Annotated in this window: 12 protein-coding genes and 3 tRNA genes; 3 read left to right on the top strand and 12 right to left on the bottom strand. The window is 47.5% G+C overall.

Annotation, left to right across the window (positions count from 1 at the left end; all coding sequences use genetic code 11):
- Positions 1-7: 7 nt before the first annotated feature.
- The 5 genes from C508_RS0100900 to C508_RS0100875 form a co-directional block, all read right to left on the bottom strand.
- Complete coding sequence (locus C508_RS0100900; RefSeq protein WP_018701641.1) at positions 8-475, bottom strand: TspO/MBR family protein; 468 nt, start codon at positions 473-475, stop codon at positions 8-10.
- Positions 476-512: 37 nt separating this feature from the next.
- Positions 513-941: a pyridoxamine 5'-phosphate oxidase family protein gene (locus C508_RS0100895; RefSeq protein ID WP_018701640.1), complete on the bottom strand. Its 429-nt coding sequence runs from the start codon at positions 939-941 to the stop codon at positions 513-515.
- 24 nt (positions 942-965) lie between these two features.
- The gene (locus tag C508_RS0100890) at positions 966-1,895 is read right to left on the bottom strand and encodes a GGDEF domain-containing protein (protein WP_018701639.1); all 930 of its coding nucleotides are present in this window, start codon (positions 1,893-1,895) and stop codon (positions 966-968) included.
- 383 nt (positions 1,896-2,278) lie between these two features.
- The gene (locus C508_RS0100885; RefSeq protein ID WP_018701638.1) at positions 2,279-2,473 is read right to left on the bottom strand and encodes a GntT/GntP/DsdX family permease; all 195 of its coding nucleotides are present in this window, start codon (positions 2,471-2,473) and stop codon (positions 2,279-2,281) included.
- A 224-nt stretch (positions 2,474-2,697) separates the two neighbouring features.
- A tRNA-Thr gene (locus C508_RS0100875) sits at positions 2,698-2,773 on the bottom strand.
- A 191-nt stretch (positions 2,774-2,964) separates the two neighbouring features.
- On the opposite strand from C508_RS0100875, the gene C508_RS0100870 reads away from it, so the two are divergent.
- Positions 2,965-3,741, top strand: a complete 777-nt coding sequence (locus tag C508_RS0100870) for a polysaccharide deacetylase family protein (protein ID WP_026319279.1) — start codon at positions 2,965-2,967, stop codon at positions 3,739-3,741.
- Between the two features lie 149 nt (positions 3,742-3,890).
- Here the strand turns inward: C508_RS0100870 and C508_RS0100865 are convergent, their stop codons facing one another.
- A complete protein-coding gene (locus tag C508_RS0100865; RefSeq protein ID WP_018701636.1) occupies positions 3,891-4,859 on the bottom strand; it encodes a magnesium transporter CorA family protein in 969 nt (322 codons plus the stop codon).
- 565 nt (positions 4,860-5,424) lie between these two features.
- On the opposite strand from C508_RS0100865, the gene C508_RS0100860 reads away from it, so the two are divergent.
- A tRNA-Ser gene (locus tag C508_RS0100860) sits at positions 5,425-5,513 on the top strand.
- 28 nt (positions 5,514-5,541) lie between these two features.
- A tRNA-Ser gene (locus C508_RS0100855) sits at positions 5,542-5,632 on the top strand.
- Positions 5,633-5,733: 101 nt separating this feature from the next.
- On the opposite strand, the gene C508_RS0100850 is transcribed toward C508_RS0100855, so the two are convergent.
- From C508_RS0100850 to C508_RS0100825, 6 genes are all read right to left on the bottom strand, one after another.
- Complete coding sequence (locus tag C508_RS0100850; protein ID WP_018701635.1) at positions 5,734-7,290, bottom strand: SLC13 family permease; 1,557 nt, start codon at positions 7,288-7,290, stop codon at positions 5,734-5,736.
- Positions 7,291-7,485: 195 nt separating this feature from the next.
- Positions 7,486-7,728 (bottom strand): hypothetical protein, encoded by a 243-nt coding sequence (locus tag C508_RS0100845; RefSeq protein ID WP_018701634.1) that lies wholly within the window; start codon positions 7,726-7,728, stop codon positions 7,486-7,488.
- A gap of 105 nt (positions 7,729-7,833) precedes the next feature.
- Positions 7,834-11,139, bottom strand: coding sequence for an exopolysaccharide Pel transporter PelG (gene pelG, locus C508_RS19240; protein ID WP_018701633.1), 3,306 nt, complete (start codon positions 11,137-11,139; stop codon positions 7,834-7,836).
- Positions 11,120-12,556, bottom strand: a complete 1,437-nt coding sequence (gene pelF / locus C508_RS0100835; protein WP_018701632.1) for a GT4 family glycosyltransferase PelF — start codon at positions 12,554-12,556, stop codon at positions 11,120-11,122. The genes pelG and pelF overlap by 20 nt, the downstream gene beginning before the upstream one ends.
- On the bottom strand, positions 12,553-14,385 hold the full coding sequence (locus tag C508_RS0100830; protein WP_018701631.1) for a DUF2194 domain-containing protein: 1,833 nt from the start codon (positions 14,383-14,385) through the stop codon (positions 12,553-12,555). Before C508_RS0100830 ends, pelF begins: the two co-directional genes overlap by 4 nt.
- On the bottom strand, positions 14,375-15,262 hold the full coding sequence (locus tag C508_RS0100825; protein ID WP_018701630.1) for a hypothetical protein: 888 nt from the start codon (positions 15,260-15,262) through the stop codon (positions 14,375-14,377). The genes C508_RS0100830 and C508_RS0100825 overlap by 11 nt, the downstream gene beginning before the upstream one ends.

Below are 15,262 nucleotides of genomic sequence, written 5' to 3'. Positions count from 1 at the left end.
CACAGCGTCAATTCAACCGCCAGAATTGATAATTCAAATACGCCGCAAAACAAACCCACCCCAGATAAGGAACTAACAGCAACGCCGCCACTTTAGAAACACGACGGCCCCAAAACATAGTCGCCCCTATGGCCAAGGCTAACATAGCAATTACCACAAGCCCGCCCCCTGGCGAGTGAAGTCCAAAAAACACCGCCGACCAGATTATATTGAACAGCAGTTGCACAACAAACAGCGTCAGCGCCAGTCGCCGGACTTGGCGCTCCTCGCTTATTAAAAGACGATACAAGGCGATGGCCATTAAGAAATATAGAACATTCCACACCGGCGCAAATACCCAATTTGGCGGCGAGAGCTCCGGTTTAACTAGCTGCGCATACCACGTAGTTAGGGAGCTTTGCGTAAACAAGCCACCCAGCGCCCCAGCGCCAAAGCAGCTGAGCAGGGAAATTATAAATTTAGAAATGCTCTTCACCAGAATCCCTCCTGCCTTAAAACAAACGTCTCTGCGCTTACCTGCGGAAGTGAAGTTCCGCGCGAGCAACATTCTCCAGGCTGCGAAAGATCACATTGGAAATCTCAAATTTATAAATCGCCATATGAGGATCTTCAGCTCCCGAAAAAAACTCCACAACACTCGCAAGCTCTTCAAAAATTTTCCGCCGCACCCGTTCCCTCTCTTCTGAAGAAACTGCCTCTTCCCCCAGTAACTTCCCCTGCAGCCGAAGAACATTGCTATTTTCATCAACCGCACATAACTCAACTACATTATTAGCTTCTATTTCTCTTGTTTTTTCAGTGTCTTTATAGCTCACAAGCCAGACCGTTCCTTCTTCGCTAACAAATGGACGCATCGGCCTGACGCGTGGCACGTTTTTATGCACAGTACCCAAGAAACATACCTGGGTCTTCAATATCGAAATAATCGCAGAATCAAGCATAGTTTCCTCCTTTTTAACGAATTCTTATGAATACAAATTGCAGGCTGAAACAACTTGGTTTCTCCCATTTCTTTTCGCAGCATATAAGCGTTTATCCGCCACTTTCAGTAGCGCCTCCTGCGGAGATTCCACACTAGAGCTGACACCAGCACTGATCGTGACGTTTAACTCTTCGCCATTACTAATAGGAATGCTGGCTTTTTCCACTGAAAGGCGTACGGCTTCCGCCAATTCACTAGCTTGCTCTAAGTTAAAGTTTGGCAAGCAGACCGTAAATTCTTCGCCGCCGTAACGAGAAACCCACCCGTTATGTGCAATTTGCTGAACTAATTCATCCGCAACCCATTGTATAACGATATCCCCGGCAGAATGACCGTATACATCATTCACTTTTTTGAAATGATCAATATCAAACATAATTAATGATAATTCTTTTCTACTATTTTGGGCTCGCAGTATTTCAACCGGCAATTTTTCATTTAGATACCGTCGATTATATAATCCGGTTAGCCCATCCCTCACAGCCATTTCATTAAGCTCCAGTATACGAGTCCGGATATCTATGCCATTTCCTCGAGAATCTCCAAAAGAAAGAAGCCCCCCTAACACATCTTGTCCAGTTACGTCTCGCAACAATTCCATGATCAAAACAGATCCTTTACTGCTCTTCACTGGAATAGTAACGATGAAAAAAACTTCCTCATCAACAAACTCTAATTTTACAAAGGTTTTCAAAGATTGAGCGCATTGCATTGATATACAATTTTCACAAGGCTTATCTATTTTCCATATATCAAAACAACGTTCATCAGGCAATTCTCTCTCGAAAAATTCCGTTCCCACTTTTGTTAGCTGGATTACTCTATGATTTGTTGGGTTAACAACCCTAACTGCGTCATAATAATTACGAAGCACCTCAATATCTAATGCTAATTCATTGATTTCTTTTATCATAAGAATCCCTCCTATACGCAAATAATATCGCTATATTAAAAAAGCCAAGTATTAGAATTACGTTTATTATCCACCTCTCAGCACCTTTTTATCTTCTTAATTCTTAATATAATAAATTCTAGTTACCTTCAAGCAATCCTTTTTTAGAATAGTAGAAAATCTTTCATGTTCACTCTAACTCTCTGTTACTCTTTTGCAGCAACCGTTTCGCAGTAAAATATAAAAACAAGAAAAGCCGGACAGAGTCCGGCTTTTCTTGTTAGAGAAAAAGTATAGTCCAAGCACGCCAATATCTTGCGTCCGGTTGGGTAGCGGAGGCTTCCAAACAGCTGGCGTTTAAAACAGCTGTACGAAGCAAGGCAAGCGGCGATGGTAAATGCTTTTTAGAGGAATACATTAAAGAGCATCGCAAAAACCAGCGCTGCCACCGAAGCAATGGTCGTACAAAGCGTCCAGGTTTTAAAAGTATCCTGTACGGACATTCCGTAGTATTCCTTTACAATCCAGAAGCCCGAATCGTTTACATGGGAAAGTCCGACGCCGCCCGCTCCGATGGCTACGCATATAATCGCCTTCAATCATGATGCGCAGAAATCAAATCTCGTTCAAAAACAACCATCTTAAATTGCAAAAAAGAAGCCATCGTCATGGTAAAAAAACGGACTACCACGACGTTAGCTTCTTTTTCTATACTCGACTATGCGATCCCCCTTTAAAGCATGATTAAAATCTTCTTAAGGTGCAAAATCCATTTTTAAACAAAAAAGCGGGCTCCCACAAACCTGGGAACCCGCGAAATTACTGGAGCCGATAATAGGATTCGAACCTACGACCTACTCATTACGAATGAGCCGCTCTACCAGCTGAGCTATATCGGCGCTACGGAGATAATTTTAGCTTCTCAGCCATCAAAAGTCAAGGTTCCAGCTCGTATTTTCTGCGTCGCTTCGTAAAGAAATGTCTTTTTAACGCCTTTTTTACTATTTTATTGCACAAAGGCTCCGCCATTCTGCTACAATATAAGGGATGTTTTTATTGCTTAGTTTGCCATGCAGGAGGGCCATCTGCCATGCTTTCGCGTCGTCGATTTCTTCGTCTTTGCGCTACTACGTTAGCCGCCACCGCAGGGTGCAGTCTGCTCTTTCAGTCGCACAGCAGCATTGGCGTTGCGGATCGCATCATCCCTATTATGCTTTACCATCGCGTCGGCTACACGAATGATGATTTGACCATCACGCCAAACCGGCTCGCCCGCGATTTACGTACTCTGAAAGAACTACAATATACTTCTATTTCTCTGGAGCAATTCGAGCAGTTTTTATTTAACCAAAAGATCGAGCTGCCGGAAAAGCCCCTACTTCTCACCTTTGACGATGGCTATTTGGATAACTACGAAAATGCATTCCCGATTTTGCAAAAAAACGACATGCTAGCTTCGTTCTTCATTATTACTGGCATGTTGCCCAACGCCGACCGCATTAAACCGGCTCAAATCCGCGAAATGTCCGCCCATGGCATGTCCTTCGGCTCCCATACAGTCACCCACAAAGCCTTAGTAGAATTGACGGAAGAAGAGCGACGCATGGAACTGAGCTACTCCAAAATTGCTTTGGAGGATATTCTAGGGAAATCGGTCAATTCTATTTCGTATCCCAAAGGAAGCTATGATGATAATACCATTCAAATTGCTCAGTCCTACGGATACAGCGAAGGCTTCACGGTAAAGCAAGGACTCTGCTCGCAGATTTCCGCCAGCTTTCACCTAACCCGCATTCCGGTCTTCGGGTTCGATCCGGACATCCGCGAAGTGCTGGATAAGCGGCATATTCCTAAAGCCGGGGTTTAGAAAGAACAAACAAGCACGAAACGCAACAAACCCCTTTTGCGTCTTTCGCATGGTTCGCGGTTCGTTTTACAAATTCCGGTACAACGAAAAAACAGCCCCGGTACGGAAAAGTCCGCGCCGGGGCTTACGTATATCCATACATTTTCATCTTATAAGGTAAACATACCTCGTTTCCAAAGCAAAGCCGCCGCCAAAACGGTCATCACGCCGGCAATAACGGAAATGATCAAAAATCCTTGTTCATGCTCCGCCAAGGGCAACCCCGCGACATTCATGCCGAAGAAGCTGGAAATCATAGTAGGTATGGCTAGGATAATCGTCATAGAAGCCAAAAACTTCATTACGATATTGAGATTATTAGAGATAATAGAAGCAAAGGTATCCATCATTCCGTTCAAGATGTTATTATACATCTCTACCATCTCAATGGCCTGCTTATTTTCAATAATAACATCTTCCAGCAAATCTTCGTCTTCTTCATAGAGTTTGATAAAGGTCTGCAGGTGCGTACTAGAACGCAACCGCAGCAGTTTTTCCAATACCACGCCATTGGACTTCAGAGAAGCCGCAAAGTACGTAAGACCCTTTTGCAACTCCAAAAGCTGAAAGAGTTCTTTGTTTTTCATAGACTTGCGCAGCTGCCGCTCAATATCATTGGTACGACGGCTAATCTGCTGCAAGTAGCGCAAATACAAAGTTGCCGACCGATACAACAGTTGAAAAATAAAGCGCGTCTTTTTAAAGGTGCTAAAAAGCTTGGCATTGCGAGGGTTAAACTCTGACAATACGTCATTGTTCTCCAGGCAAACGGTGATAACATAGTCCTTAGTCACAATCATGCCCAGCGGCAGCGTATCATACATATCTTTGCCCCGTACCACTGGAATATTCGTAATAACCAAAATGCAGTTATCTTCGATTTCCGTACGGGAACGTTCTTCTTCGTCCAACGCTGCTTTAAGAAAATCCATCGGTACATGCGTAGCTTCCGCGACAACCTCCAGCTCCGACGGTGTAGGATTGATTAAGTTAAACCACGTTCCTTTTTCCGCCGTATCTACGGTCAATTCCTGCAGTTGTGCGCAGGTTTCGCATACGCTTTTATATACTTTTAACACAATTCGCTCCCCCTTGGACTCCAAGAGGAAGGAACCATTCTTGAAATCGCAGACAACCTCGCTTTTTACAGCAAGCGGCGATATTCTGACTGAGCTAAAGAACTGCTGCACTCTATTTTTCGCACGAAAAAAGAGATGGTTACAGCCATCACAAACTCTCACAAACACGGCCTCTACACACAGGGAGGTTCTTCCGATTTATCAGAGCATCCGTACAGTCAACAATTCTCTAAAGCAGGAGAAAAGAATGGGCCTTGCTCCAGGAGGTATTTCATCTTGCACTGCATTTTCTTTCAGCATACTAGGTCGGTCGGCATCCATTCTTTTCACCCGCTTTCATATATGTATCTTAATTTATTGCTTCCTTGCAGAAACCTATCGAATAGATATTACTCTCCCTCTTGCCCTGCGTCAAGGCTCTCTCCTGTTTTTTCAAAATTTAATCCTTCCTTAATAATCTCAAGCCATATCTCCGAAGTTTTTCTAATGGTCCTACAGAGGTTTCTGCATTTTTTCATTGACAATGCACCGTCAATGCTGATATAATTTGGTTCGTATCGGACACGGAGGGGTGTCCGAGTGGTTTAAGGAGCCGGTCTTGAAAACCGGTGATTCCGCAAGGAACCGTGGGTTCGAATCCCACCCCCTCCGCCAGACAACCTTACGGTAAACCAAAACACACGGAGTGGTACTCAAGTGGCTGAAGAGGACGGTTTGCTAAATCGTTAGACGGGGTAACCCGTGCGTGGGTTCAAATCCCACCCACTCCGCCACGCAAGCAATCGCGGCTATCGAAATGATAGCCGTTTTTTTGTTTCATTTTTTCGCCAAACAAAAGCAAAGCGTCCCTGTCAAGTCAGAGAGGCTTTGTCGCTTAGTATCCCACCCACGCTACTAAATACAGCACAATCGGAATGGTAATGAAGAAAATACCAATGACATCCAAGATAAAACCAGCTTTAATCATCTTTGTGATGGGAATAAAACCGCTAGCATAGACAATGGCATTAGGAGGCGTAGAAACAGGCAGCATAAAGCCCAGAGAGGATGCCAGCGCAATGGCCACCGCCACCGGCACCGGGCTAAGGCCTGCTGACATGGCTACGGTAATCCCCAAAGGGCCTACCATATTGGTAGCCGCCGTATGAGATGTCAATTCCGACATAAGCAAGGAAAAAACCGCGAAGGTCGTCACCAGCGCCAGCTGCGAATGAGCGCCTGTAGCTTCGACAATGAGCGCGCCAATCCATTTAGATAGCCCAGTGGTATACATCATGCTTCCGAGCGATAAGCCTCCGCCAAAAAGCACTAGCGTTCCCCAGTCGATACCCTTGACGGCCTCAGGCCAGGTCAGGGTAAACTCTCGTTTGCCCCAGTCCGTAGGCAGCAAAAACAGCAAGAGCCCCGCCAGCATGGCTACGACGGCTTCGGACAAATAGGAATTATAGGCTTTTAGCAGCGGATGCTCCGCTCCCAATGCCATCGCCATAAATCCCGGCAGCACCCACAATGTCACCGCTACGGCAAAGGCAATAACCGAATTGATTTCTCCCGCTCTCCAAGGCCCCAGTTTGGAACGCTGCTCACGTATCATCTCTTCGGCGCCCTCAATACGGTCAACATCGGCAGGAAACATCTTCTTAATCACGATGAACATAATCACAAAATAAGCAACCATCGCCACGCTGCCCCAGATCATCCATTCGAAAAAAGACACCTTTACCGCGCCCAACTGCTCCAAAAGCCCGATCATAATTAAATTCGGCGGCGTTCCTACCGGCGTCAACACTCCCCCTACCGAGGAAGCGTAGCCAGCCATCAGCATCAAACCAGTAGCGAATTTGTACTGGTGCAAATCCAGATCGCCATTGCCTGTCGCTGCATGCATGTCTTTAATCGCAAGCAATAGCCCCATCGCAATGGGCATCATCATCGCTGCGGTGGCCGTGTTGCTCACCCAGCCGGAGCATAACGTAGTTACAAGTCCCAGCGCGAGCAAAATGCGCGTCGGGCTGGAGCCAACCCATTTCATAGACAAAATGGCATAGGCAAAACGCTTATCCAGGCCGTGGCTCATCATCGCTGTGGCCAGCATAAAACTCCCCATAAATAAGAAAATCAAAGGATTTGCAAAGGGCGCAAAGGCCTTAGCCGGAGAGATAACGCCAAACAAAATAGCCAATACCGGCCCCAAAAGAGCGCTTACAGGTATGGGAACCGGCTCAGTAATCCACCAAGTCGCAATAAAAGCAATAATTGCCAGTAGTCGATGCGCTTCCGCCGGCAGGCCTCCTAACGGTAAGAAGCAAACCAAAATTCCCAGCGCCGGCCCCAAAACAAGACCTAAGTTTTTCCTACGCCGGTCAAAACAGGCCTCGGCTTCACGAATTTTCTCCCCCAATTCGTCACTAGGCAACACTTTTTCCTGCACGATGACTTCCTCCCCCGCCCTATTTCTCTCTAATTATATATTCGCTATGTATAAAGCTTTGTATTTATTCCCGTTACACTGTCAAAATCCTGCCGCTCGAAATCTACGCCTTCATGTATACTCAAAAACATATTCAATACAAAAATCGACAAAAAAATACCAGAACCTACGGTTCCGGTATTTTTCGTCGCTTCTTTAACGTTTAGCCAGGGCAATCGCCAAAAAGCTGAGAACAAAACAACCCACCACTTCTTTGACTAAAAAATCGAGATACCCTGCAAAGGGCCAAAAACCCAAGGGTCTCAAAATCCAGGACACCAAGTACCCCGCGCCGAAAGCAAAAAAGAACAATGCTACAATGGCCAGTAAGAACAACGGGCTCCCTAACGCCATAAAGATTTGCAAGAACACTTTCCGAGCGCCTTTTTTCTCTTCCATGTCTGCCTCCTCTTCCGCTCTGGTTTACCCTATGAACTTCGGCTTTGTTTTTGAAAATCCCTTCCCTCCGGCGATAGTTTTATGTTCTATTGAAATCCGCTGATGCTACATAGATTGGAAAAAGCCGCACGAAAGCTGATAGCCATGATAACTTGCCGCCTCATCTTGATGCAACCGGAACCAGCGTAGATCCCAATAGAGCCGTCTCTCTTTCGCCAGCGTAATCTCGTAGCCGATGCCTACCGAATAGCGCTGACGCTTGCTTTTAAGCAAATCAGTCTTTGGATCCAACAAGTTTCCATCTGCCCACATGCCATCTAACGAAAAACGCAATAAACGCCCTGGCTTAATTTCTCTTTCCAAGGCAACCCCTGCATAACGACGCTTTTGCCCGCCCCCAAGGTCTTCTCCCTGGTAGGAACGCTCCGCCGCATCCCAATGCTGACGTATATATACCTGTAATTCAGAGTCTGGCGTCAATGTTTTCGCATAGGAACCTCGTACGTCCCAAGCATTTCCCGAACGATACCATGCTGCTCCATTTAACGTTGCATCACTATAAACCGAGTTCGACGCTTCCCATTCAATGCGATGTTTTTCTCCCAGGTGTCTCCACCGAAGATAGCGGCTCCATTCATTGCCCGGAGAATAGCTAGCCATATCGTCTGCCGTCCCAGAGCTATACCGGACATAACTGCCTCGGAAGCCGTAACTTGTCCCCAGAGTCCAGAGATCCTGCTCTCCTTTTTTATAACTCCATTCCACTCTTGGCGTCCAATTCCAGCCTTCGCCAAACACATCGGTTTCCACTAAGTCATCGTCTACTTGAGCCTGCCTTGCGGCAGAGGAAAGCCGCGTCATGCCAGTAGGCAAATTCACGTCCACCCCATAGCGCCATATATGCGTCTTATCCTCTTTTGTCCGCGTCACCGCCAACTGCGTATCCATCCAGCCGGCCAAATAGCCCTTAGCGCCGTTAACCGTAGCTTGTGCATTCACATGCTGCAGGCGCAAGCTGGCTTCTACCTCTTTATCGTTGTACGCTACCGTACCGCTCTTCAACCATTGATAGCCGCTACTCCCGTTACCAGACCAGCTATAATACCGCTGCTCCAAAGAACCTTCCCGAACCGGCGGAGGTCCTTGCAGCTGCTTGACAACTTCTTTTTCATATTGTTGAAGCTCTGTTTTAGAAGTTGTCGCTTCTTTCAAGAAAGAGTGCGCCTCTGCGAGATCGTTTTTGGTTTCTTGCTCTTCCTTTAGAGCATCTTGCAAACCATCGCGCGCCTCTTGCCAATGATCCTGCATCTTCTGAACTTGTTCTTGCCAATGATTTTCTCTGGCCTCCGCCGCCTCGATTCGAGCCTGGAAGGCTTCTAACGACTGATCCAAGGCATCCGCTTCCGCCTGTAATGTCTCCGCCGCTGCATAAGCGCCTTCCAACCGTTCATTCAAAGCATCCGCTGCCGCCGCCAGCCGTTCCAACTCCTCTTCTTTTAACTGATCAAGGCTTCCTTGTTGAAGCGCCCGCGCCTCTATGGCTTCCACGGAAGCTTGCGCTTGCTCGCCTCGCTGCCTTGCATTCTCAGCCTGTTCTTGAAGGGCCGCTTCTTCCTGACGCAGTTGATGCAAACGTTCTTGAGCATGTTTCAGCTGCTCTTTAAGCTCCGGCCACTGCCGTTCAGCTTCCTTCATTTGTAGACGCAGCGCTTCCTGCCGCTGCAACACATCGCCTTTTTGTTTTTCCGCCTGCGCAATTTGGTCCTGCGCTTCACGCATCATTGCTTCGGCGCTTTTCAGTTCTTCTTTCACTTCCACAAGCTCTTTACGAAGCTGTTTTATCTCCGCCAAGCGCAAGGCGTCATTTTTTAAGGTCTGATGCTGTTGCTGACTTTCTTCTTCGATCTGCGCCGCCCCCGCCCAAAGAGGAGACGCGTAACCTGCGACAAAAACCGCAAGGGCCGCCGCTACGCTGCGCCGCAAAAGCCAATTTCGAAGCCAGCCTCCTCGTTCATGCCCTTGTAAAACCGGTTGCGTGCAAAACACAAAATAATCAATACGGTCTGTATAGTAACGCAATCGCCGCAAAGCATATACAAGAGCTGCAAATGCTGCGGCAAATACGCCAAAGCCATCCGTATTGCCGCTGGCGTCACCCAGTACCGATAAAAGATTGAAAATAAAGGACCCTGCCGCAAACAGCGAAGTCACCAATAGGGCGCCGCGGCGGTCTTCAAAATACAAAAGTAAAATCAAAACGCTTTGCATCATGGAAATGCAATACGCCGCCAATACTAAAATCGTGTAAATTTCAATCACACGATAGCTTCCGCCCACCTTGGGAAGCCAATAACTTCCCAACGCTAAAAATAAGAGCGAAAAGCAAAGTTGAAATTCCATCAGGTGACGCAATTCCGACCAAAGAACCTGTAACATGTCTTTGCGGGCTTCACTAATCTCCTGAAAATTGCCTTTGCCCACGATACGTTGAAAATACACAATATATTTATCATAAAAAGAAAGTTCTGTAGCAACTACAAACATAATCATTGCCGGCAGCACTGTCAGCAAAGCAAAAAAGGTCGCCATATCGTATTCCGGCGCCACGCGATACGTCCAGGCAATCAGTTGGGAATCCCGGCCAAACCAAAACAAGAAATTAGGCAAAAATAATCCTAGTGTATAAAAAAAGTTCACACCAAACAATTCCTTATAATCGAGCCAAGCCGCCATAATTTGACGATAACTGACTTGCTGGGCCCGCCAAGGGAAAAAGCGTTGTAGCTGCCATTGCAGGATCATAGCGATGACACCAACCCCCATACAAGCGGCCCCTAGCATCCCTTCCACTAAATATGCTCCCTGCCAAACAACAACTACTCCCGCCAAAATTGCTATTCCTACTCCTATGGCGTAGGCCAGCAGAATCTTGCGATAATCCTTGAGCGCTGATAAATACACCGCTTGAATCCAAATCACGATCATTGTCAAATACAGCACATAAGTCAACGCTTTCAAAAGAAAATCCAGCGGCGACGACCATAGGAACAAAATAGCCACTGGCGCTCCGCAAGCCAATGCCACTACCACCATACAGTGCAGGGAGGGCAGAATATATTCCTCCTGTCCCGCATACAGCTGATCCGCTACAAAACGGGTAATTATCATAGAAAAGCCACTGGAAAGAATTTGTGAAAAAACCAACGCATACACAATAGAGCACTGGTATACCATGCGAAACGCGTAGGGAACTTCGCCTTCCTTCAGCAGCAGCTGCAACACCAACAGCAGCAGCACAGCCAGCAAAAACGGACCTACCGTCACTACCGCCGTATATGCATAGGCTTTCGCATACCCGAAGGCGCTCTTGTCTTTAAACAGCTTTTTCAGCTCAAAGCCGATTCCTGCCATCGCTTGCCACCTCCTCATACACCTGACGGTATCGATCAATAAAACGCTGGCGCGTATATTGTTCCCCAACACGCCGCCGCCCATTTTCTCCCATTTCTTCACGCAGCTTCGGGTCTCTCAAAAGCTTCACTACGCCCTGCGCCAACGCGGGCGCATCCAACATTGGCACAACATACCCTGCCGGACCAAAGCCGTCTTCGCCCAAAAGAAGTTCGCGGCACGCGCCGACATCGGTACAAACAAAGGGCTTGCCGGCCGCCATGCCTTCCAATAAGGCCAGCGGCTGGCCTTCACTAATACTGGTAAGCATCAACAAGTCCAACTTCGGCAAGTATTCACGCACATCGACAGTTCCTGTAAATACCACATCACTCAAGCCGAGAGAGTCCGCTAGATTTTGACATTCTTCAAAATACTCTTCGTTCTCATCAATAGGTCCGATGATAAAAAAGCGACTTTCCGGGCACTCTGTCCGCACAAGAGCAAAGGCTCGCAGCATGGTCATAATATCTTTAATCGGCACTACCCTGACAATCGCTCCTACCGTCCGCCCATCACCTCTTTTGCCAGGAGTCCCCGCAAAGCGAGACGCATTTACGCCATTAGGAACAACTTCAATCTTAGCCGGATCACAGCCTAAATAGGCTTCCATTTCCGCATTTTGCCGGAATAGAGTCAATACCTTGGAGGCTTCTTGATATGATAGTTTAGCCAAGCTGTAAAAGTAATTAATCCAAAGTCCTTTAAAATCATCCCCCGCCCAAGAGCTTTGAATGATCTCCTCTTCGCGTTCCCTTGCATAGATGCCATGCTCTGTCAGCAAAAAAGGTTTCTTGTGCTGCGCCGCTCCCGCCATAGCAATCACGCCTGCATAACCGGCCGCCACACTATGATACACATCCGCTTCCGGCAGATCCTGCTCTAGCAGATAGAGCAAGGGCAGCAGCATGGAACGAACGGTCCAAAAGAAATCCGTAAACGGGAGATGACCAAACTGGCGTTGATACGCGCGCTGCACGACGTCAAAAAAAGAAAAACTCATGAAAATATTCATCGCCATGCCGCTGCGTTTTTTCCCAGCTCGCCCACTCTGAAAAAGAGGAAGAAGTTCTTGAAGCCGCACATTTCTCTCACCGCAAATCAATGCTTCAAAGGCTGCCGCTTCCTGCGGGCTCAATTCACATTTTCCCAAGCCTTGTACAGACTGATGCAAAATGCTGTCCAAAAAGACTTCTTTTACCTCAATCACATTTTCAGGAATTTCATATTTGAAACAGCCACGCTGTTTTTCTTCCGCAGCAACGGAATAAACGATAAACTCATGTTCCGGCATCAAGCTAATCAACATTTGCAACCAGGAGGATACACCACCAGTTACATAGGGATAGCTGCCTTCCACAACCATACAAATCTTCATTGTGTTGCCTCCGCCGCAAGATAAATAAGCGCTTCAGGACGCTGCAGCTTAACCAGATATGCTTGGTCACCGATTTTTTGCACCTGGGCTCCCTCTGCGTATTTCACGTTTTGCCGACTGCGCAGCACAAAGAATGCATCTTGACGAAAGCCCCAGGCATGCAGTCGAATTCTCTCCGGTTCGCGCTGTACGCGATAGTTGAGATTCAGGTAATCATCGACCAGCTCTCCCCCCTGGGACATCGTACAACTGCGCAACCAGCCATATTGATCATGCACCATGCGCAACAAGCCGTCCAGGCCCTCATACATCTCCCGCCAGCTTCTTTGGCCGTTTTCTTCATAATAAATATTGTCTGGATGAATAAAGTGCGAAAAAATCCCCAAATAATTGATGGCGTTAATGAGACTCCAGCGGTTATAATCCGGAACTACATAATCCGCACTGATGCGAGGCATGTTCAAAATACCGTCCGGTCCTCGTTCAAATTCTTGCAAATAGCTATCCGCAGCCTCAGGGTCATCCGAGGCTGAAAAAATAGCTGCAACAATATGCAAATCAGGAAAGACTTCTTTCACCGCCGCTCTTCCTTCAGGCCCCAAAATATTGGACGGCGGCACATAGACGCGCAACTGATAATCTGGATACGCTTCCGCCACATAGCGTTTCAACTCGCGCAGGCTTTCAGCCATAGGCTCTTGCCCAGGCCAGGTCTCATAAAAACCGCGCATATGTTTTTGCTGGTGGCTTAACACCAGCGGCTGGTGGTTGTAGCCATGAATCCCCAATTCACCGCCATGACGCAACAATTCGCGCCCGTAGATAACCAGGTTATTCCGCGTAGCCCCATCGCCTTTTTCCGGCGAAAATGGCCCAGAGATTTGCTTATTATAGGATTCGATAATTAGTCCAGTATATTTGATATCATAGCGTTCTGCCGCTTTTAGCATATCCGGCCACCAAATTTGACGATAAAAGTCAGGCATTTCCAAGCGGTATTCCTGATAAATTTTTTCATGCTTTTCATTCGGTACTGGCGCAGGAAAATCATCAATATGTACCATACGAATTCCCGCCACTGGATACAAGAAAGGCTCCTTGCCCAGTGAGAGAAGGCCGGCAATAACGCCGCGATTTTCCTTGCTGCTTAAAAGATTGCCGTTACATACCGCTACGCGTCCCTGCCCGTAAGGATGTTCCCATAATAGCGGTACTTCATCTTGGGACTTGGCGTGAACTTTGACTCCAGAGCGAAGTTCACCGTGCAGCGAGGAGTTGACCATATCATCCTCCGACAGCTCCAACCCCTTCGCTCCCAAAAGCAGATCGCTTTCCATCTTCAGACCATAAGAAGATTCTTGTTCATCAACACTCTGCCAACCAAGCAGTTCAGCCCATTCCGGCGAAACCGCTTCCAGCGCCGGACTTGCAAGGACGTATAACGAGCCTCCTTGCTGTACATATTGCCGCAAAGCAGCGCTGCCGACAATCCGATCTAACCGTGAAGCCGTTACAATTACACCGCTATAGCCTTCGAAAGAACTTGCTCCCTGCACCGACACCGGCCGTACGGCTTTATGCATGTAACGAAGTGTCCGTTCCACGTTCGCCCGAATACGCAAGCTATCGCCATCCAACGGGTCGTACACAAGCAGCAAGGTTTCTTCCGCCAGATTTTTAACATCTGCCGGGGCATCCTGCACCGGCCTTAAAACTAGATCGTTAGTATTTTTCAACAAGTGCAAAAAACCATCTTGCCGATTATATTGAAAAAGCAATCCTAAAAACAACACTAATCCTAATACAAAATAAATACTCTTATGATGCATAGGAAGCATCTCCCTGCCAAAACCGGATCACTCGAACTGCTTCTTTCGAAAAGAGCGGAATCTGCTTTTTCATCCGTTCTAGAGTCTCTTGCAACTCCTGGTACCGTCCTTGTTGATGCTGCAAGGACAACAGACGAAAATACGGCTCTTCGCGGCTAGGAAAGGTTTCTTGAAACTCTGTCCCTATTGCCAAGGCCCCTGGCACATCTCCCATCGCTTCCAAAACATCCATTGCTTCTTCGAAATACCAAACTTCTTTCTTTTGAGCCAACACCTGTTCCAACACACCCAGGTACTCGCGAAAGAAAATATGTTGCGCATTTTCATCCAGCACTGCAATTCGACGGTATTCAGCCGCTAAGTCAACATACCGCAACGCCCACTCCGCACCTGCATCCGCATCAATATTCATGCCGTCTTTAGCTCGCCGAAGCTGGCGTTCCACTTGAGCTTGCCGATGAGTCAATACCGACACTGCGTAATGGGCCACCTCCTGATCGGAGTCGCGAACAGCCGCCGACAAGACCGGCGCGCTATGCAGCAATCCTTTTTGTACCGCATGCCCCACTAACCCCCGCTTCGCACGGGAATTTTGCACTTTCAGCACATCGACCACAGGCATTAACTGATATTCTTCTTGACTTGGCCGCCGCAAAGTGCGCACCTGTTTCCGAAAGCCTGCATATAAATCAGGCAGCTCGTCGCTACCGCTTTTTTTTCCATGCAAAAGCGCCACTAAAACCAAGCCCCATACCGGCAAGAGCAAAATCAGCAAGCCCTGTACCCAAGCTCTTCGTTCCCCGCGCATGAGCTTAGCTCCTACCGAATACCCTCCTGCCAATAAGGCTTGTCCGCTCAACCATGCTGCCAGTGTCAT

Source organism: Anaeromusa acidaminophila DSM 3853, assembly GCF_000374545.1.
Lineage (GTDB): Bacteria > Bacillota > Negativicutes > Anaeromusales > Anaeromusaceae > Anaeromusa > Anaeromusa acidaminophila.
The sequence above is the reverse complement of the archived record's forward strand: the minus strand, read 5'-3'. Positions and strand labels throughout refer to the sequence as shown.

Bases quoted from the DNA above. Each gene is read 5' to 3' on its own strand.
- C508_RS0100825 (WP_018701630.1), bottom strand. From the start codon at position 15,262: ATGACACTGGCAGCATGGTTGAGCGGACAAGCCTTATTGGCAGGAGGG.
- C508_RS0100895 (WP_018701640.1), bottom strand. From the start codon at position 941: ATGCTTGATTCTGCGATTATTTCGATATTGAAGACCCAGGTATGTTTC.
- C508_RS0100870 (WP_026319279.1), top strand. From the start codon at position 2,965: ATGCTTTCGCGTCGTCGATTTCTTCGTCTTTGCGCTACTACGTTAGCC.
- C508_RS0100845 (WP_018701634.1), bottom strand. From the start codon at position 7,728: ATGGAAGAGAAAAAAGGCGCTCGGAAAGTGTTCTTGCAAATCTTTATG.
- pelF (WP_018701632.1), bottom strand. From the start codon at position 12,556: ATGAAGATTTGTATGGTTGTGGAAGGCAGCTATCCCTATGTAACTGGT.
- C508_RS0100830 (WP_018701631.1), bottom strand. From the start codon at position 14,385: ATGCATCATAAGAGTATTTATTTTGTATTAGGATTAGTGTTGTTTTTA.
- C508_RS0100890 (WP_018701639.1), bottom strand. From the start codon at position 1,895: ATGATAAAAGAAATCAATGAATTAGCATTAGATATTGAGGTGCTTCGT.
- pelG (WP_018701633.1), bottom strand. From the start codon at position 11,139: ATGGCAGGAATCGGCTTTGAGCTGAAAAAGCTGTTTAAAGACAAGAGC.